Annotated in this window: 13 protein-coding genes and 3 pseudogenes; 6 read left to right on the forward strand and 10 right to left on the reverse strand. The window is 65.3% G+C overall.

The features are described 5' to 3' along the window. Positions 1–46: 46 nt before the first annotated feature. From ruvX to ABD742_RS10100, 6 genes are all read right to left on the reverse strand, one after another. Positions 47–637, reverse strand: a complete 591-nt coding sequence (gene ruvX / locus ABD742_RS10075) for a Holliday junction resolvase RuvX (RefSeq protein WP_234754235.1) — start codon at positions 635–637, stop codon at positions 47–49. A 2-nt stretch (positions 638–639) separates the two neighbouring features. Next, complete coding sequence (alaS, locus tag ABD742_RS10080) at positions 640–3318, reverse strand: alanine--tRNA ligase (RefSeq protein ID WP_234754236.1); 2679 nt, start codon at positions 3316–3318, stop codon at positions 640–642. A 120-nt stretch (positions 3319–3438) separates the two neighbouring features. Beyond that, the gene (locus tag ABD742_RS10085; protein ID WP_234754275.1) at positions 3439–3651 is read right to left on the reverse strand and encodes a hypothetical protein; all 213 of its coding nucleotides are present in this window, start codon (positions 3649–3651) and stop codon (positions 3439–3441) included. 58 nt (positions 3652–3709) lie between these two features. Then, positions 3710–4084: a DUF948 domain-containing protein gene (locus ABD742_RS10090; RefSeq protein ID WP_234754237.1), complete on the reverse strand. Its 375-nt coding sequence runs from the start codon at positions 4082–4084 to the stop codon at positions 3710–3712. Positions 4085–4232: 148 nt separating this feature from the next. Further along, positions 4233–4853, reverse strand: a complete 621-nt coding sequence (gene rpsD / locus ABD742_RS10095) for a 30S ribosomal protein S4 (protein WP_028267147.1) — start codon at positions 4851–4853, stop codon at positions 4233–4235. 169 nt (positions 4854–5022) lie between these two features. Continuing rightward, positions 5023–6495: a replication-associated recombination protein A gene (locus tag ABD742_RS10100; RefSeq protein WP_234754238.1), complete on the reverse strand. Its 1473-nt coding sequence runs from the start codon at positions 6493–6495 to the stop codon at positions 5023–5025. Positions 6496–6536: 41 nt separating this feature from the next. On the opposite strand from ABD742_RS10100, the gene ABD742_RS10105 reads away from it, so the two are divergent. The 3 genes and pseudogenes from ABD742_RS10105 to ABD742_RS10115 all read left to right on the forward strand — a co-directional run bounded on the left by ABD742_RS10105 (position 6537) and on the right by ABD742_RS10115 (position 9283). Further along, entirely contained in the window at positions 6537–7265 is a 729-nt protein-coding gene (locus ABD742_RS10105; protein ID WP_234754239.1) for an acVLRF1 family peptidyl-tRNA hydrolase, read from the forward strand. A gap of 67 nt (positions 7266–7332) precedes the next feature. After that, a pseudogene (locus ABD742_RS10110) lies at positions 7333–7512 on the forward strand (amine oxidase); the annotation flags it as partial. A gap of 98 nt (positions 7513–7610) precedes the next feature. Then, positions 7611–9283 (forward strand): annotated as a pseudogene (locus ABD742_RS10115) (HNH endonuclease signature motif containing protein). A 4-nt stretch (positions 9284–9287) separates the two neighbouring features. Here the strand turns inward: ABD742_RS10115 and ABD742_RS10120 are convergent. The 3 genes from ABD742_RS10120 to hisS all read right to left on the reverse strand — a co-directional run bounded on the left by ABD742_RS10120 (position 9288) and on the right by hisS (position 13459). Beyond that, complete coding sequence (locus ABD742_RS10120; RefSeq protein WP_234754277.1) at positions 9288–10058, reverse strand: GNAT family N-acetyltransferase; 771 nt, start codon at positions 10056–10058, stop codon at positions 9288–9290. A gap of 100 nt (positions 10059–10158) precedes the next feature. Beyond that, positions 10159–11952 carry an aspartate--tRNA ligase gene (gene aspS, locus ABD742_RS10125; protein ID WP_234754241.1) on the reverse strand — a complete coding sequence of 598 codons (1794 nt, stop codon included), beginning with the start codon at positions 11950–11952 and terminating at the stop codon, positions 10159–10161. 148 nt (positions 11953–12100) lie between these two features. Further along, positions 12101–13459, reverse strand: a complete 1359-nt coding sequence (gene hisS / locus ABD742_RS10130; protein ID WP_234754242.1) for a histidine--tRNA ligase — start codon at positions 13457–13459, stop codon at positions 12101–12103. A 258-nt stretch (positions 13460–13717) separates the two neighbouring features. Between hisS and ABD742_RS10135 the strand changes: the two are divergent. From ABD742_RS10135 to ABD742_RS10145, 3 genes and pseudogenes are all read left to right on the forward strand, one after another. Beyond that, positions 13718–14484, forward strand: a pseudogene (locus tag ABD742_RS10135) (peptidylprolyl isomerase). A 65-nt stretch (positions 14485–14549) separates the two neighbouring features. Continuing rightward, complete coding sequence (locus ABD742_RS10140) at positions 14550–16226, forward strand: DUF349 domain-containing protein (protein ID WP_234754244.1); 1677 nt, start codon at positions 14550–14552, stop codon at positions 16224–16226. A 106-nt stretch (positions 16227–16332) separates the two neighbouring features. After that, positions 16333–16998, forward strand: coding sequence for a type IV toxin-antitoxin system AbiEi family antitoxin (locus tag ABD742_RS10145; RefSeq protein ID WP_234754245.1), 666 nt, complete (start codon positions 16333–16335; stop codon positions 16996–16998). Positions 16999–17009: 11 nt separating this feature from the next. Here ABD742_RS10145 and ABD742_RS10150 read toward each other — a convergent pair whose 3' ends face one another. Further along, positions 17010–19403, reverse strand: coding sequence for a RelA/SpoT family protein (locus ABD742_RS10150; RefSeq protein WP_308193900.1), 2394 nt, complete (start codon positions 19401–19403; stop codon positions 17010–17012). Positions 19404–19527 lie beyond the last annotated feature (124 nt).

The raw sequence follows: 19527 nt of genomic DNA on the forward strand, positions 1-19527 counted from the left end.
GTACGGCCTTCTGCTGCGTCGTCGGAGGGGTCGTTGTTGACCGGGCTCACAATTGTCTTCCCCTCGTTGGAGAGTGTGGATCAATGCCGGAGGCCGGCAGCGGCGCACTGGCACCGTCAATGTGTTGGGGTGGCATCGGCGCCTGCACGCGCCTGCCCACATCCGCACCTCTGGCTTTTTGCATGTCGATCGCGTGCTGCAGAATTCCGGCAGCGGCAACCTGATCCACCACTTTACGATGATCCTTGCTGCTCATGCCAGCTTCATGGAGATTGCGGTGGGCCGTCACGGTACTGAGCCGCTCGTCCACCATGTTGACTGGAACCTCGAGTCCGCGGCGCTGTAAGTGGGCCGCCAGCAACTCCGCGTAGTCGGTGGCCATGACGGCAGAAGTGTGTTCTTCACCCTTCATCGTGCGCGGCAGCCCGACGAAGATCTGGACTACGCCGAGCTCCGCGACGTGCCGGACAATGACCCCGATGTCGGAATTCTTCTTGGCGTCCCGGCTTACCGTCTTGAACGGAGTGGCCAGGATCCCATCCGGATCGCAGATGGCTACTCCCACACGGACGGTGCCGACGTCCACCCCCAGTTTGATGCCCCTGGGGTAGTCGTCGTTGCTCGCAATGGCCTCCAAAATCAGCGCTTGGCGATCGCGTCCACAACGGCCGCGAGGGCCGGTGCGATCTTCGCGGCGTCAGTTCCGCCGCCTTGGGCGACATCGTCCTTGCCGCCGCCGCCACCACCGAGGATTCCTGCAGCCACGCGGACGAGGGCGCCGGCCTTGACGCCCGCTTCACGCGCGGCCTCGTTGGTGGCCACGATGATGACGGGACGGTCGTTGCTGACACCGGCCACGGCAACCGTGGAAGCGTCGGAGCCGAGCCGGTTGCGCAGGTCCATGGCGAGGCTGCGGAGGTCGTCCGCTCCCCCGACCTGGCCGGCGTCGTGCGCCACTACCCGGACGCCTCCGGCATCCCGGGCCGTGGCAACCAGGTTCGCAGCGGCTGCCGTCAGCTGTTCCTTGCGGAGGCGGTCGAGTTCCTTTTCCGTCGCCTTGAGCTTAGCCAAGGTGCTGGAGATCCGGTCTGCCAACTGGCCCGAGGGGACCTTGAGCATTTCCGTGAGCTCGGTGACCAAGGCGCGCTCGGCTGCGAGGTGCCGGAAGGCGTCGAGACCGACGAAAGCTTCCACGCGGCGGTTTCCCGAACCGACGGACTGTTCGCCGAGCAGCGACAGGCTCCCGATGAGGGAGGTGTTGGCCACATGGGTGCCACCGCAGAGTTCGCGGGACCATGCGCCGTCGATCTCCACAACGCGGACTTCGCTGCCGTAGTTCTCGCCGAAGAGGGCCATGGCGCCGAGCGCTTTCGCCTCAGCGAGGCCCATCACCTTGGTGTCCACCCGGAAGTTGTTGCGGATGGCGATGTTCGAGACCTCTTCGATCTCGGACTTCGTGGCCGCACTCAGTCCCTCGCCCCAGGCGAAGTCGAAGCGCAGGTAGCCGGCCTTGTTGAAGGAGCCACGCTGGGTGGCTTCCGGGCCGAGGATCTGGTGCAGGGCGGCGTGCACGATGTGTGTGCCCGTGTGGGCCTGCTCTGCGGCGTGGCGGCGTTCGCGGTCGACGGCGGCGCGCACCAAAGCGTCCGAGGCGATCTCGCCTTCGCGGACGATCGCCTTGTGGACGCTCAGGCCCTTCACAGGGCGCTGGACGTCGAGGACCTCGACGACGAAACCGTCGCCGGTGATGAGGCCCTTGTCGGCCGACTGGCCACCGGCTTCGGCATAGAACGGTGTTTCGTTGAGCACGAGCTCGATTTCGTCGCCCGTGGATGCGTGGGCAACACGCCGGCCGGAGCTGACGATGCCGCGGACGCGGGCCTCGCCTTCCAGCTCGGTGTAGCCCGTGAAGATGGTCTCGCCTTCGGCCAGGAGCTCCTGGAAGGCTGAGACATCGGCGTGTCCACCCTTCTTGGACTTGGCATCCGCCTGGGCGCGCTGACGCTGTTCGAGCATGAGGCTGCGGAACTCGGCTTCGTCAACCTTCAAACCGGCTTCCTCGGCCATTTCGAGGGTCAGATCGATCGGGAACCCGTAAGTGTCGTGCAAGGCGAAGGCATCTTCGCCGGACAGCGGCTTGCCGGCCGCCTTGGAGAGCACCACGGCTTCTTCAAGGCGCGCAGTGCCGGAGGCGATGGTGCGCAGGAAGGCTCTTTCTTCGGCATAGGCGATGCGGCTGATGCGGTCGAAGTCGGTCTCCACCACGGGGTAGACGCCCTTCATGGCGTCGCGGGAAGCCGGAAGCAACTGCGGGAGGCAAGCTTCTTCGACCCCGAGGAGGCGCATCGCACGGACGGCACGACGGATGAGCCGACGCAGGACGTAGCCGCGGCCTTCGTTGGACGGGGACACGCCGTCGGAGATCAGCATGAGGGCCGAACGGATGTGGTCGGCAACGACGCGCATCCGGACATCGTCCGTGTGGTGCGGGTCGTCAGCTGACTCGGCAGAGGTGTACTCCTTGCCGGAAAGGGCTGCGGCCTTGTCGATGACAGGACGGACCTGGTCCGTTTCGTACATGTTTTCAACGCCCTGCAGGATCATCGCAAGGCGCTCCATGCCGAGGCCGGTGTCGATGTTCTTCTTGGGCAGCTCGCCGGCGATGTCGAAGTCCACCTTCGAGCGGACATTCTCGATCTGGTACTGCATGAACACGAGGTTCCAGATTTCGACATAGCGGTTTTCGTCCGCGATGGGACCGCCTTCGGCGCCATAGGCCGGGCCGCGGTCGTAATAGATTTCCGAGCACGGGCCGGCAGGACCAGGCTGTCCGGTGGACCAGTAGTTGTCCGCCTTCCCCATCCTTTGGATGCGCGAGGCGGGGATGCCCGTGTTCTTGAGCCACAAATCCTGGGCTTCGTCGTCTTCTTCGTAGACGGTCACCCAGAGGCGCTCAACGTCCAGCCCATAGCCGCCGTCGTCGACGCTCTTGGTGAGCAGTTCGAAGGCGAACTTGATGGCGTCTTCCTTGAAGTAGTCCCCGAAAGAGAAGTTTCCGCACATCTGGAAGAACGTCCCGTGGCGGGCGGTCTTGCCCACTTCCTCGATGTCGCCGGTGCGGATGCACTTCTGGACGCTCGTGGCGCGGTCGAAGGGCGGTTCCTCGCGGGCGGTGAGGTAAGGAATGAAGGGAACCATGCCGGCCACAGTGAAGAGCAGGGAAGGGTCGCTGGATACGAGCGACGCTGAGGGGACGGCGGTATGGCCCTTGCTGACAAAAAAGTCCACCCAGCGTTTGGTGATCTCCTGCGACTTCATTAGCTGATTACTTACCCTTCTCAATTCACTGCACATGAGTTTGTGCGCGGTTCTGGCATGTGCCATTGCCGCAGCTTCTAATTCTGCCCTGTTGACGGCCGCTTGGGCGAACCGCGGCTCCTAACGGCTGCCGGCGTCGGACTCTGAGATGCCGAGCGCGGCCCTGAGGTCGACTTCGCGTTCGTTCATTCCGGCGCGCACGGCGTCGGCGAAGTCGTACACGCCGTCGGCCAGTCGCGCTACGGCGCGGTTCAGGCCTTCGGGGCCAACAGCGGCCTGTGCTTGGGTGATCTTGCGGAAGGCGATGACTCCGATTGCCACGCCGATCCCCATCCAGACAATTCTTTTCACGGTTTTCCTGACATACGACGATCGTGACTTACGAACGGATTCAGCGGCTGCGGCGGCCACTGCCCTGTTTGCGACGGGCGGCAAAAGCCGAGCGCACTCCATAGCTGAACGCTGCCACCTTGATGAGCGGCGAACCGACTGTTGCGGCCACCAGCGAGGACAAAGCAGAGATGTTGGCGGAGGCGTCGGAAACGTTGGAGGTGATGCCATCCACCTTTTTTAGCTGCTGGTTTGTGGTGGAAACCGTGGCAGTGACCTCGTCCATCAGGGGGGTCGCTCCGTCGCTCAAGGAGCGGATGGAGGTGCGGACTTCATCGAAGACGCGCCCGAGTTTGAGGATCGGCAGGGCCAACAGCACCACAAGGAGCGCGAAAACTCCGGCCGCGATCAGGCCTGCAATATCGCCACCAGTCATGGACACTCATCTCCTAGCATTTGTTGCGTTGCCGCTGGTGCGCCATGTGGTTCTACTCAGGCACCCCGGCATGGCTTCCCCAAGTACCTTACATACAAAGAAGCCCGCGGCGCGTGCCACGGGCTTCTTTGTATGTGCTTGCTGGAAATCAGCGAGCGTAGAATTCGACCACGAGCTGCTCTTCGCAGGTCACGGGGACCTCGGAGCGCTTCGGGCGACGAACCAGGCGTGCCTGCAGGGCGTCGATCTTGACGTCCAGGTAAGCCGGAACGACGTTCAGAACGTGTGCGCCGGCAGCTGCAACCTGGAACGGAGCCATGACTTCGCTGCGGCTGTGAACGTGGATGAGCTGGCCTTCCGCAACGCGGAACGACGGGCGGTCCACGCGGATACCGTCAACGAGGATGTGGCGGTGCACAACCAGCTGGCGGGCCTGGGCGATCGTGCGGGCAAAGCCGGCACGCAGCACGAGGGCGTCGAGACGCATTTCGAGCAGTTCGATCAGGTTTTCACCGGTCAGGCCCTTGGTGCGCCGTGCTTCTTCGAAGGCACGGGTCATCTGGGCTTCGCGGATGCCGTACTGGGCGCGCAGACGCTGCTTTTCGCGCAGACGTACAGCGTAGTCAGAGTCCTGCTTCTTGCGGGCGCGGCCATGCTCACCGGGGCCGTACGGACGGCGCTCCATGTACTTGGCGGCCTTGGGAGTCAGAGCGATGCCGAGTGCACGCGAAAGGCGTGCGGTACGGCGAGCACGAGTGTTGTTAGCCACTTGTGTCCTTCCAATATCTGCGGTGTGTCAGTGTTACTGGCCTCCATGAGGGAGAGCATCGGCCAACCGCTGCCTTTTGCTACGGGGCGCAGGGCACAGCATCAAAACCTGGATTCTGATGGATTGTGCGCCAGGCCTTGCCAGACAAGCATCTAGCCTACCATGACGCCTACTTGCCCCGGATGATCCTGCGCAGCCGCTCGAGCCTGGGCGCAATATCCCGTTCAGCACCATTTGCGGTGGGCTCGTAGTAGTCCCTGCCGACCAGATCATCCGGAGCGTACTGCTGGGTGGCCACGCCGTGCGGGGCATCGTGGGCGTACTTGTAGCCTTGGCCGTGGCCAAGGCCCTTCGCTCCTTGGTAGTGCGCGTCCCTCAAGTGCGCCGGAATCCCGACCCCCATCCCCGCACGCACATCGGCGATGGCCTTGTTGATGCCCATATAGGCGGCATTGGACTTGGGCGCTGTCGCCAGATGCACCACGGCTTCGGCGAGGATGATCCGTCCCTCGGGCATGCCGATCAACTGCACTGCCTGGGCCGCGGCGACGGCGGTCTGCAGCGCCGTCGGATCCGCCATGCCGATGTCCTCGGCAGCCGAAATGACGATCCGGCGGGCCACGAAGCGCGGGTCTTCGCCGGCTTCGAGCATACGGGCCAGGTAGTGGAGGGCCGCATCGACATCGGAACCCCGGATCGACTTGATGAACGCACTGGCGACGTCGTAGTGCTGGTCGCCCGCGCGGTCGTATCGGACGGCGGCCACATCCAGGGCCCGCTCCGTATGCCGGAGTTCGACGACGACCGGAGCGTCCGGGGCGCCGTCACCCGCGAGCCCGGGCTCTTCGGAAGCGTCGCCGCCGTCGTTGTTCCGGTCTCCGTAAGCGACGCCGGCCGCGGCCTCAAGCGCGGTGAGCGCGCGGCGGGCGTCTCCCCCGGACAAGCGGACCAAGTGCTCGAGGGCTTCCGGACTGAGCTCCACCCCCCCTGCCAAGCCGCGCGCATCGGCAACGGCCCGTTGCAGAAGCCCCTCGATGTCGCTGTCGGTGAGCGGTTTCAGGGTCAGCAGCAGTGATCGGGAAAGCAGCGGCGAGACGACGGAGAACGAAGGGTTTTCGGTGGTCGCGGCGACCAGGACCACCCATCGGTTCTCGACACCGGGAAGCAGGGCGTCCTGCTGTGCCTTGTTGAAGCGGTGGATCTCGTCAAGGAACAACACAGTTGTGGTCCGATAGAGATCCCGGGCAGTCAAGGCGTTCTCCATGACCAGGCGGACATCCTTGACGCCTGCAGTAATAGCGGACAATTCAACGAACTTCCGGCCCGGTCCGCGGGCGATGACGTGCGCCAGCGTCGTCTTGCCTGTGCCCGGGGGTCCCCACAAGATGACCGAGCTCGGACCTGCAGGACCGACGGCGTCGGCCCCTGCGGCAAGCTGCCGCAAAGGAGACCCCTGGCCCAGCAAATGCTGCTGGCCCACGACGTCATCGAGCGTCCGGGGCCTCATGCGGACCGCCAAAGGGCTCCGCGGCGACGCGGGACGTCCCGTGCCCGCACGTTCACCACCGGACCGGTCCGAATCCGCCGCCTGGCTGCCGGCGTCGTCGTCGTTGTCCGCGTCGGCACCAAAGAGATCTTCCACATGGATAGGCTACTCATGATTCCAGCTAAGGAGACATCGACATGGAGACCCGGCCGTCCGGCCCCAACGAAAAGCAGCCGCCTGGGGCGGGGCGCACCGCTTTCATCCCCGGTCCGCGGTTGCTCGGCTGGGTGGACCGCTTCGCCGCGAGCCATGGCGCCGTTCAGGAAGAGCCCGACGACGGCGGCGGTACCCTCCTGAGGGCGGCTGACGGCACGCTTTTGCGGGCGGCGGACGGCACGCTTTTGCGGGCGGCGGACGGCGCCGTGGCGCTACTGAGAGCCCCGTGGCCCGTCGATGGAAGGCCCGGTAAGGGAACCACCACGGTTGAGCGTCTGGCGTCGCTTGCTTCACAGGAACGGCGGCTCGGAGTCATCCTGGTGCGCCGGGGCGGCTACGCGGTGGGGGTCGTAAGCGGCGGCAAAGTGTCCGCGTCCAAATCGGGTTCGCGTTATGTGCAGTCCCGTTCGGCGGCAGGTGGATCCTCGCAACAGCGCTTTGCCCGCCGTCGCGAGAACCAGGCCAACGCGCTGACGGAAGCCGTAGCCGGATATGCCGCCGGCGTGTTCGCCGGGCACAGTATTGAATATCTCGTCCTGGGCGGAGACGCCGCGCTGTCCGCAGCGGTCCTGGAAGAAAAGGCGTTGAAGGAGTACGCGTCGCGGACAAGGCTCGCGTTCCTGGCGGTTGCCGACCCCAACGCAACCGTGCTTCGCAGGGCTGCGGCAGATGCTTGTGCCGTGCGGATTCAGGTCACGGATCCGTTGTAGCGGCGCGCAGCGCCAACACCGCCAATGCAAGATCGGCGGGGTTCTGGAGGGCCACCTGCCGGTACACCGCGGCATCTTCCTCGCAGGCGATGACGTTTCCTGGACCGGAGGCTGGGCCGACGGAGCCGTGACCACGGGACTCAACGCCGTGTGGGGGGTCATGAACCAGCTGGGCGGGAAGACACCCGTGGACAACCCTGGGCCTGGCGACCGCTTCGAGGAACTCAAGCCCATCCGCCTCCCCTAAGCTGTCCTGGCGGGAACCGGACGGCCTGTCCCGAGTCTGCCGGAGTCTCGCACCGGCGAGGGCACTAAATTGTCGGTGCCTCCTGCGATGCTGTGGGTATGGACGGAAGGATAGCCTGGGGTGCGGGCAGCAGGGCGGCCGTGGAGGCCGTCGCCGCGTCCGTTGCCGTGCTGACCGCCTTCACCGGGGACGCTGATACCTCCGAAAACACCGATCCGCTTCATGGCTCCGATCCGCTGCGGCGTCTGGCGGATGGTTGCCTGGACGGCCTGGCCGAGGTGGCCCGGCTGGAGGCCCGGACCGCCGCGCTGAAAGCGAGGCTGGCCGCGGACTACGTCCAGGCAGCCCGGGCCCTGGCGGCGCCGGCGTCATCGCCGCAGGAGTCCACCGCCCAGGAGCTTGCCCTGCTCGCCGAGGTGGCCTGCGTCCTGACCGTCAGCGAACGGACCGCCGGGGCGTTCCTGTCCGAAACCCAGGCACTGACCACGGTCCTGCCGCTGACCCTGGCAGCCCTGGGGTCCGGGACGGTCTCCTGGCAGCACGCCCGGATCATCATCGACGAAACCACCGGCCTGGATCCCGCCGCAGCCGCCGGCCTGGAAGCGCACTTCCTGGACCCCGGCGCACCCAACCCGGCCCGGGGCTGCCCGGCCGGTGACCTCGTCCCGTCCCGGTTCCGGGCCAAGGCACGCACCTGGCGCGAACGCCACCACCCGGTCGGCATCGAAGAACGCCACGCCCAAAAAGCCGAACACCGGCGGGTCGAATACCTCCCGGACCGCGACGGCATGGCCTGGCTCTCCGCCCACCTCCCGGCAGACACCGCGGCCGGGATCTGGGAACGGACCACCGCCGCCGCCCGCGCCCTCCAAGGCCCCCACGAGACCCGGACCCTCGCCCAGCTCCGCGCCGACATCACCGCCACCTGGCTCCTCACCAACAACACCAGCGGCACCAGCGCCGCAATGCCCGACGGCGGCACGCCCGACGGCGGCACGGAACCGGGGCGGGCGGGGCGGGTTCCGTCCCCGCGGGCGCAGGTCCTGGTCACCGTCCCGGTCCTGTCCCTGCTGGGCGCCACCGAGGAACCGGCCATCCTCGACGGGTACGGGCCGATCCCGCCGTCCATGGCCCGCCGCCTGATCGCCGAGGGCGCCGATTCCTTCCACCGTGTCCTGACCGACCCCCGCGACGGTGCCCCGCTGGAAATCGGACGCAGCAGCTACCGCCTCACCAAGGCCCAGCGCCAATGGCTGCGGCTCCGCGACGGCAAATGCCCCTTCCCGGCTGCAACAACCACTCCCTGGACAACGAAGCAGACCACCTCCTGGCCTGGGCCGAGGGAGGCACCACCGGCATCTCCAACCTGGGCCAGCCCTGCCCCAAACACCACCGCCTCAAACACCGGACCGCATGGACCCCCACCGCGGCCAGCAAAGACCACCCGCCCGGGTGGACCTCACCCTCACAACGGCACTACCCCAGCGAACACCAGGACTGGGAACCACCCCGCTGGCCACACCACATCCCGATCACCGACACGGACATGGACATGGAGACAGATGCATACCCGGGCCAAGACCTGCCCGCATATCCGGAACCGGAACTGCCGGCGGATCCCTTCCCCGGCTGGTACTCCTTCACCGCCGCACACCCCTGGCCCGACCCCGAGGACGACGACATGGACGACATGGACGACACCGACGATCCGGGCGAGCCAGGTTTCGTGAACGACCCCTTCCCGGAATGCGGCGCGTTCCAGAGCGCCTGACCTCCTAGCAGCCCGACAATGCCCGCTGCGGTCGGGCCTGCCGGTACAAGTACCTGCCTTGCTCTGCGAAGCCGGCGCCCTCGTACAGAGCCTGGGCACCGGTATTCGAGGCCATCACCAGTAGCCAGAACTCGGCCACGCCTCGGTGGCCGCCCGCTTCCAGAAGCGCGTCAAGCACCTGCCGCCCGAAGCCCTGCCGACGGTGTCCGGACCCGGTCGCCATGCAGTAGATGCCTCCCTTGCCGTCCACCAGGGCGAGGCGCCCGACGGCGGCCGGGGCGCCGTCGTCGTCCCTGACAAGGGCGTAGATCGAGGGACACGACGCCAGGATCTTCCGCGCAATGTCGAGCTCGGCGTCTCCGCCGCGCCCGTCAACGGACCACCACAACCGGAGCCACTCCTCGGAAGGCTCTTCGGAGATCTCGACGTCGTTGGCCCTGTCGTCGCGCCGGGCACCGGGAAGGGTGCCACCCGGACGGACCATGATGAGGGTCTCGGACTGCCGGGTGAATTGCTGCGCATCAAGCACTGCGTTGAGGCCCGTGCTCCTCTCGTCGTCGAAAACCTGGAAGATCAGCGGCAGGCGCCGGGAGCGGTACCACTGCCTGGCAGCTCGTACTGCCGACTCGTGGTCATCGGCCTGTTCCTTGGGCCAGACTGAGTTTGCCCGCTGTGTGACGCCACCGGCGGCCCGCATGACCCATGCCCCGGTGTCCTCACGGTCCGGGGCGGGCCATGCCCGATCCATCAGCTCTTCGATCAATGCAAGGCTCATTTCCTGTGCCACGCGTCCTCCTCAAAATCAGTCGCCGTCATGCTACGCCGGAGGCCCCCGCAATGTGCGAGGGCCTCCGGGTTACTTCTAGGGTTTCCAGCTACTCCGACTTGGCTGCCGGCGCCGCCTGAGCCTTGGCTTCAGGCTTGAAGTCGACTCCGGCTTCCTTGCGCTGCTGCGCCGTGATGGGCGCAGGAGCAGCGGTCAGGGGGTCGTAGCCGCCGCCCGACTTCGGGAAAGCGATGACGTCGCGGATCGAGTCCACGCCGGCCAGCAGGGCCACGACGCGGTCCCAACCGAAGGCCATGCCGCCGTGGGGAGGTGCGCCGTACTTGAATCCCTCGAGGAGGAAGCCGAACTTGGTCTGCGCGTCTTCCTTGTCCAGGCCCATGAGCTCGAAAACACGCTCCTGGACATCGGCCTCGTGGATACGGATGGAGCCGCCGCCGATTTCGTTGCCGTTGCACACGATGTCGTAGGCGTAGGACAGGGCGGATTCCGGGTCCTTGTCAAAGGAGTCCAGGAACTCGGGCTTCGGGGAGGTGAAAGCGTGGTGCAAGGCAGTCCACTGTCCGCCACCCACCGCGACATCGCCGGAGGCGACGGCTGCGGCTGCGGGTTCGAACATCGGAGCGTCCACGATCCAGACGAAAGCCCAGTCCTTGGGGTCGATCAGGCCGGTGCGGTGGCCGATCTCGACGCGGGCAGCGCCCAGCAGGGCGCGGGACGGGGATTTCTCGCCGGCGGCGAAGAAGATGCAGTCGCCGGGCTTTGCGCCCACCGCGTCGGCGAGGCCGGCACGTTCGGTGTCGGTGAGGTTCTTGGCAACGGGGCCCGTGAGCTCGCCGTCTTCCTTGAACAGCACGTAGGCAAGACCCTTGGCGCCACGCTGCTTGGCCCACTCCTGCCAGGCGTCCAGCGCGCGGCGGGCCTGCGAGGCTCCGCCGGGCATGACGACGGCGCCGACGTAGGGCGCCTTGAAGACACCGAAGTTCGTGTCCTTGAAGAACTCCGTCAATTCGGTGAGTTCCAAGCCGAAGCGCAGATCCGGTTTGTCGGAGCCGTACTTGGCCATAGCCTCGTGGTAGGTCATGCGGCGGATCGGCGTCGGAATTTCGACGTCGATCAGCTGCCACAGTGCCTTGACGATGCTTTCGCCGAGCTCAATGACGTCGTCCTGGTCAACGAAGCTGGCTTCGATGTCGAGCTGGGTGAATTCCGGCTGGCGGTCCGCACGGAAGTCTTCGTCGCGGTAGCAACGGGCGATTTGGTAGTACTTTTCGAAACCGCCCACCTGGAGCAGTTGCTTGAAAAGCTGCGGCGACTGCGGAAGCGCGTACCAGGAACCCGGTGCCAGACGCGCCGGAACAACGAAGTCACGGGCGCCTTCCGGCGTCGAGCGCGTCAGTGTGGGAGTTTCGATCTCCACGTAACCCTGCTGGTGAAGCAGTTCGCGGGCCACGCGGTTCGCTTCGGAGCGGAGGCGCAGGTTCCGGGCGGGGCCGGGGCGGCGCAGGTCAAGGTAGCGGTGCTTGAGGCGCGCTTCCTCACCGACCTCCACGTGCTCGTCGATCTGGAACGGCAGGGGATCCGAGGTGTTGAGGATCACCACTTTATCAGCGATGACCTCGATCTCACCCGTGGCGAGGTGCGGGTTCTCGTTGCCCTCGGGACGCTTGCTCACGGTGCCCACGATCTGCAGCACGTATTCATTGCGCAGGCCGTGGAAGACCTCTTCCTCGCGGACAACCACCTGGGCGACACCGGACGCGTCACGCAGATCGACGAAGGCCACGCCACCGTGATCTCGGCGGCGGCCTACCCAGCCTGCCAGGGTGACGGTCTGTCCAATGTGCTCGGAACGCAAGGATCCGAGGTCATGTGTGCGCAGCACAGCATTCCTTTCAACATGATTTTCAGCGGATCATGGCTAAACGATCCCGTTCGAGTTTACCCGCATGGATGAAGCGTGGCCGCCACGAGGCGCCGCCCTCCCCCGGCCGACGCCCGCGGGGTTTTGCCTTTGAAGCGCCGGTTCATACCTAGCGCGTGGTGATGCGGACGTGGAGATCGTCGGGTGAGGGCTCCCAGCTGGCCGGATCCGCATCGACTTGCTCTCCGGTGCGGATGTCCTTCACCTGGTGCTTGCCGTCGTCGTCCGTGAACCAGACGAAAGGAATGCCGCGGCGGTCTGCAAACTTGATCTGCTTGCCGAACTTCTCGGCCTTGGCCGCTACCTCGGTTGCGATCCCCCGCCCGCGCAGCTGGGCCGCGACATCCTGGGCTGCAGACCAGCTGTCGTCGTTGTTCAGGGCCACAAGCACTGCCGTGGGAACCGAGCGCGACGCCGTCGCGAATTCCTGGCTCAGGATGCGGGAGACGAGGCGGGTCACGCCGATCGACAGCCCGACGCCGGGGAACTTGCGGTTGCCCTTGCTGGCGAGGGCGTCGTAGCGGCCGCCGGAGCAGATGGACCCGAGCTGCTCGTGCCCCACCAGCACGGTTTCGACGACGGTACCGGTGTAGTAGTCGAGGCCGCGGGCGATGCTGAGGTCGGCAACAACCTTGCCGGGGGCGCGCTGCACGGCAGCCTCGATGACTTGTTCCAGCTCGCTGAGGCCCTCTTCAAGGAGCTCGTCCGAGACTCCGAGGGCTCGCACCTGCGCCACAAAGGACGTGTCCTCGGTGCGGATGCTGGCGAGCTTCAAGGCAAGTGCTGCCTGCTCATCCGTGGCGCCAAGCTCGTTCCTGAGCAACTCGGCAACTTTCGCTTCGCCGATCTTCTCGAGCTTGTCGATGCTGCGAAGCACGCCGGCAGTGTCCGTGAGGCCGATACCGCGGTAGAAGCCCTCGGCCAACTTGCGGTTGTTGATCCGCAGGCGGAAGTCCGGGATGGGAAGGGCGCTCAGCGCTTCCGCAATGACGAGGGCAATCTCGACGTCATAGCGGAAAGGCAGCTCGCCGTCGCCCACGACATCAATGTCCGCTTGCGTGAACTCGCGGGCGCGGCCTTCCTGCGGACGCTCCCCCCGCCACACCTTCTGGATCTGGTAGCGGCGGAACGGGAAGGCGAGGTAGCCGGCGTTCTCGACGACATAGCGGGCAAACGGCACCGTGAGGTCGAAGTGGAGGGCCAAGGCGTTGGGATCTGCCTTGTCCGACTTTCCGCTCTCGTCTCGGGGGGTGTCCTCGTCTTCCTGCAGGCGGCTGAGGCCGTACACCTCTTTATCGATCTCGCCCTTGCGGAGGAGTTGGCCGACTGTTTCCACAGCGCGGGTTTCAATCGAAGAGAAGCCATGGAGTTCGAACGTCTTCCGCAACGTGTCCAGCACATGCAGTTCCACCAACCGCTCCTGGGGAAGCCACTCGGGGAATCCGGACAGGGAGGCGGTACGTGCCATGGTGGAAATTTCTCCTCAATGATTGCGCGGGCGGGATCTGTCGCCACGAACCAAGGGCCGATTCGGCTCAGGTTAGGCGGGTGTCCAGCCAGTCATGCATAAACTATGTGCGGCAGCCAGTTTATGCTTTCGGCGCCTGCACATCTAATGCGGGCACCAGTTCGGCTTGCCTGCGATGGAAGCTTGTCCAGACAACCAGGAGGACCCTTGTCTACAAGGCCGCGGGACAACCGTGAAGCCAAACGGCGCATCAGGCAGATGGAAGCCAAGCGCGAGCTTCGGCGTGCACAGGGCAAGCGCCGCCGCCGGGACAATGTGATCGCCGTCGGTGTGGCCGCCGCCGCCCTGATTGCCGCCGTCGTGCTCCAACTCACGGTGTTCAACTCGAACCCGAGCGAATCGGAGTTCGCAGCGGCGCAGGCCGGGCTGAGTTCGCCGTCCGCCTCTGCGAACCCATCCGCTTCTGCCGCAGCGACAGGCTCGAATAGTGCCGGCATTCCCAAAGCGGACACCGCCGCGGGTAAGACGTTCACTGGCCAGCTCAACCTCAATGGAGGGGCAGTCGGCGTCGAACTGGATGGCACAACAGCTCCCCAGGCCGCAGCCGTGTTCAAATCCCTGACTGATGCGGGTTATTACAGCGGGCTCAAGTGCCCTCGACTGACCACCGCTGACAACTTCTCGGTGCTGCAGTGCGGAGCCAAGGGGACGGACACCACCGACGACCCCAACTTCCACTGGGGACCACTGGAGAACACCCCCGCCAACAACACCTACCCGGCCGGAACCATCGCTGTCGCCAGGACCGGCAACAACGCCTACGGCAACGGGCACCAATTCTTCATCGTGTACAAGGACACGGTCATTCCCCGGATTCTGCCGGCGGGTACACGATCGTCGGCAAGGTGACGAGTGGCATGGATGTGGTGACGAAGATTGCCCAGGCAGGTATTAATCCGGGTAGCAGCGCCACCGACGGCGCCCCTGTGGCACCTGTCACGATAGACTCGTTTTCTCTGAAGTAACCAGCCCGGGCCACGGTCCACGGCGCATTACCTTAGTAATCCCTCCAAGCGAAAGACTTTTAGCGGTGACAGACAGTCAGAAATCCGACGAAACTGCAGTAGTGGCCAACGACGAAGAAATCCAGGCACCCGTAGCTGAGCAAACCGGCGTCGAGTCAGCCCCGGCAGAGCCCGTAGCTGCCCCGGTAGCCGACACCCCGGAAGAGCCCGTAACTGCCCCGGTAGCCGACACCCCGGAAGAGCCGGCCGCCCCGGAAGAGCCCGCTGCCCCGGAAGAGCCGGCTGTCCCGGTAGCCGACGCGGCAGAGCCCGCTGCCCCGGTAGCCGACGCGGCAGGAACCGAAGCGGCCGAGTCCGCCCCCAAGCCTGCTTCTCCGGCGCCACGTCCGGCCCCCTCGCATGCACCCTCTCCCGCGGCATTTGCTGCCCGGCCGAAGGCAGCGGCCAGTGTGATTCCGGCCGCGCCGGCGGCCCAGCCCACGGCTGTGTCCCTTGCGGAGGCCGCCAAATGGGGGCGAGCGGAGGGTGACGGCCACGTCTTCCTGACCATCGATGGCGAAGAGCAGCCGGTGGGACAGTACCCGGGCGTGAGCACTGACGAGGCGCTGGCATACTTCGCCCGGAAGTACGACGACGTGGTCGCCCAGATCGTTTTGATGGAACACCGCGTGGAGTCCAAGGCCCCGGCCACGGACATGCAGAAGACGGTCGAGCACCTGCGCGAGCAGCTGGCTGAGCGCAACATGGTAGGCGATATCCGCACTGCGGAAGCCCGTCTCGATGCCTTGGCCGGACAGATCTCCGAATTGGAGAAGTCCGAGAAGGCAGCGCACGACGCCGCCCGCTCCGCAGAGCTCGCGGCACGCGAGGCGATCGTGGCCGAAGCCGAATCCATCGCGTCCCAGGACCCGTCCCAGGTCCAGTGGAAGACGTCGAGCGCCCGCATGAACGAACTCTTCGAGAGTTGGAAGACAGCGCAAAAGAACGGCATCCGGCTTGGACGAAGCAACGAGGACGCACTGTGGAAGCGGTTCCGCTCGGCCCGTACCGTCTTCGACCGTCACCGCCGCGCCTACTTCTCGCAGTTGGACAGCACCAACTCGGCCGCCAAGGTCGCCAAGGAACAGCTGATCGTCGAGGCCGAAGCCCTCTCCAGTTCCACGGACTGGGGTTTCGCGGCGGGCGAATACCGCCGGCTCATGGACCAGTGGAAGGCTACGCCCCGCGCGAGCCGCAAGGACGACGACGCCCTCTGGCTCCGGTTCCGTGCCGCGCAGGACGTCTTCTTCAGCAACCGCCAGGCTGCCAACGATGAGATCGACCAGCAGTACACAGCGAACCTTTCCGTCAAGGAAGAGCTCATTGTCGAGGCCCAGGCCCTGCTGCCGATCACGGATCTCAATGCTGCCAAGAAGGCCCTCCAGTCCATCCGTGACCGCTGGGAAGAAGCCGGAAAGGTCCCCCGCGCCGACATGGGCAGGATCGAAGCCGGCCTGCGCAAGGTTGAGGACGCCGTCCACGAAGCCGAAGAGGACAAGTGGCGCCGGAGCAACCCGGAGACCAAGGCCCGCACCAACAGCGCCCTGTCGCAGCTGGAGGCGGCCATCGCCGGTCTGAGGGAAGACCTGGAAAAGGCCGAAAAGGCCGGAGACCAGCGCCGCATCAAGAATGCACGTGAGGCCCTTGAGGCCCGCGAGGCTTGGCTCGACCAGATCCAGCGCTCGGCCGGCGATCTCGCCTAACAGCATGGGCTGACAGTAGTACCTGAGCTGACAGGCTCCGTCCTGGTTATCCACATAACCGGGACGGGGCCTGTTCCCGTTGCGGCGGCCACGCGATGATTGCTGAATGGCCCTAGGATTCCCGCCCCCGCAACAACAGGACTTCCCTGCCCAGGAACTTTACGCGCCTAGCCCGATGTTCACGTGGGCCGAGCTTCAATCGATGGCCGCGGACGGGGTGCTCACCCCGCTTTACGAGAAGAGCTTCATTCCTCCCGGGCTGGATGTCACGCCTAGGCTCCGCGCCCGCGCGGCCGCGCTGGTGGTTCCGGATCGCATTCGCAGGAAGGTCATTGCGGGCCGCATGACAGCGGCCTGGATCTACGGTTGCGCGGATGCCCCTGAGAGGCTTTCGCTCCTGGTGGACACCAAACACCGTATATCGAGCCTGCGTTCGGCCCGGGGCTGCATCCTCCACGAAGTCCGCTTGGGCCAACTGGACGTGGTCAGCATCGGCGGGCTGCTCGTGACCAGTCCCCTGCGGACGGCCGTGGATGTGGCGCTCCACGTCGAAGCCAGCAGAGCCGTGCCGGCGCTGAGAATGCTGCTGTCCCAGGATGAGTTGGGTGTCCGGCTGCGGCTCTTGACCCTCGCGGTGGAGGCGTCCGCAAGGGTGCCCCACAAGAAGGCTGCTTTGCGCAAGCTCGCGGCGCTGGCTTTGACCGCTGACGCGCCGGCTCAAATCGCTGACGCGCCGCAGGCCGAGGTATTCCCACCTGAGGCGGCCGCCTGAGTTGCTACAGCTTAGCTTCTCCTGCGGTTCCCCGTGGTCCTGTAGACATCGAAGACGCCGTCGATCCTGCGCACGGCACTGAGCACGTGGTGCAGGTACTTCGGATCGCCCATTTCGAAAGCGAAGCGGGAGATGGCAACCCGGTCGCTGGATGTGTGCACCGAAGCAGCCAGGATGTTGACGTGGTTTTCCGACAGCACGCGGGTGACGTCCGAGAGCAACGACTTCCGGTCCAGTGCTTCCACCTGGATCTCAACCAGGAAGACGCTGGATTGGGTCGGAGCCCATTCAACCTCGACGATGCGATCGGGCTGGTCACGGAGATCCGAGACATTCGTACAGTCCGTGCGGTGCACCGACACGCCCGAGCCCCGCGTCACGAACCCGAGGATCGGATCGGGCGGTACGGGCGTGCAGCAACGGGCCAGCTTCACCCAGACGTCGCCCACACCGCGCACAATGACGCCGGAGTCCGAGTACCGGGTCTTCTGGAGTTGCGAGGGAATACTGACTTCGTCCAGGTCCTCATCGGGCGTCTCATGGCCGCCAAGGTGCTCCATGAGTTTTTCCATGACGGACTGAGCCGAAGTATGTCCATCGCCCACACCGGCATACAGGCCGGAAATGTCGACGTAGTGGAATTCCTCCGCCACCGTGGACAGGGCGTCATGTGTCATGAGCCGTTGCAGGGGCAGGTTCTGCTTGCGCATGGCCCGGGTCAGCTGGTCCTTGCCGCGTTCGATGGCCTCTTCGCGGCGTTCCTTGCTGAACCACTGCCGGATCTTGTTGCGGGCCCGGGCGCTCTTGACGAAATGCTGCCAGTCCTGGCTTGGTCCTGCGCCCTCGGCCTTGGAGGTGAAGATCTCCACCCAGTCGCCGTGATTGAGCTCGCTGTTAAGCGGAACCAGCTTGCCGTTGACCCGCGCACCGATGGTCCGGTGACCCACCTCGGTGTGCACTGCGTAAGCGAAGTCCACCGGCGTCGATCCTGCGGGAAGGGCCATGACCTCACCCTTGGGGGTGAAGACGAACACCTCCCGGGCGTTGATCTCAAAACGCAGCGAGTCCAGGAATTCGCCCGGATCCGACGTTTCCTGCTGCCAGTCGACCAACGAACGCAGCCAACCCATGTCGCCGTCCTTGGGACTCCCCGGGCCAACGGCGGTCCGGTTGGGCTGATCCTTGTACTTCCAGTGAGCCGCCACACCATACTCGGCCCGGCGGTGCATTTCGTGGGTACGGATCTGGATCTCGACGGGTTTGCCCCCGGGCCCGATGACGGTGGTGTGCAAGGACTGGTACATGTTGAACTTCGGCATGGCGATGTAGTCCTTGAACCGCCCCGGCAGGGGGTTCCAACGCGAATGCAAGGTGCCAAGAGCTGCGTAACAGTCCCGGACGGAGTCCACGAGGACGCGCACGCCCATGAGGTCGTTGATGTCGTCGAAGTCCTTGTCCCGGACGATCATCTTCTGGTAGATCGAGTAGTAATGCTTGGGGCGGCCCGTGATGGTGGCCTTGATGCGGGCGACGCGCAGGTCTTCGGCAATCTGGTTGCGGATGACGCTCAGGCTCTTCTCGCGCTCCGGAGTGCGGTCCCCCACCATCCGGACGATTTCTTCATACACCTTCGGGTACAGAGCGGCGAAGGAGAGATCCTCAAGTTCCCATTTGATGGTGTTCATGCCGAGGCGGTGGGCCAGCGGCGCAAAGATCTCAAGTGTTTCGCGCGCTTTGCGTGCGGATGATTCAGCGGAAACAAAGCGCCACGTACGGGCATTGTGTAGGCGGTCGGCGAGCTTGATCATCAGCACCCGGATGTCCTTGGCCATGGCCACGACCATCTTGCGGACAGTCTCGGACTGTGCAGCCTCACCGAATTGGACCTTGTCCAGCTTGGTGACACCGTCCACGAGCATCGCGACCTCCGGGCCGAAATCGCGCGTCAGGTCAGCGAGGGTGTAGGGAGTGTCCTCCACAGTGTCGTGCAAGAGTGCAGCGGCCAGGGTTGTGCCGGTGAGCCCCAATTCAGCCAGGATCGTGGCCACTGCCACGGGGTGCGTGATGTACGGATCGCCGCTCTTCCGCTTCTGCCCCTGATGGCTGCGCTCGGCCACGGTAAAGGCCCGCTGGATGAGGTCGAGGTCTTCCTTGGGGTTGTTTGCCCTGACTGTCCGCAGGAGCGGTTCGAGGATGGGCGAATAGGTGCTCGTGCCCCGTCCAGTCAATTTCGCCAGCCTCGAGCGCGTCCGCTCGCGCCGTCCGGGGAACGTCGGGCGCACGCCCGGGCTGTCCACGGGCACACCATCAACGGTGCTTCCCGTAGCTGCAGTTGCGGTGCCGGGCACGCGGCTCAGGCCGTCCTCTCCGCCCGCCGGCAGCGCCGACGTCGTACGTTCCTCCACAAAAGCACCTCTCGCGACTGACTTAATTCTCCCAGTCTATTCCCGCTGGTGACCTGTCCAAGAACCGGTACCCAGATGACGGATCCAGGAACGGAAAGGGCCGGTCACCTCTTTTCAGCGGTGA

Source organism: Arthrobacter ramosus (assembly GCF_039535095.1).
Lineage (GTDB): Bacteria > Actinomycetota > Actinomycetes > Actinomycetales > Micrococcaceae > Arthrobacter > Arthrobacter ramosus.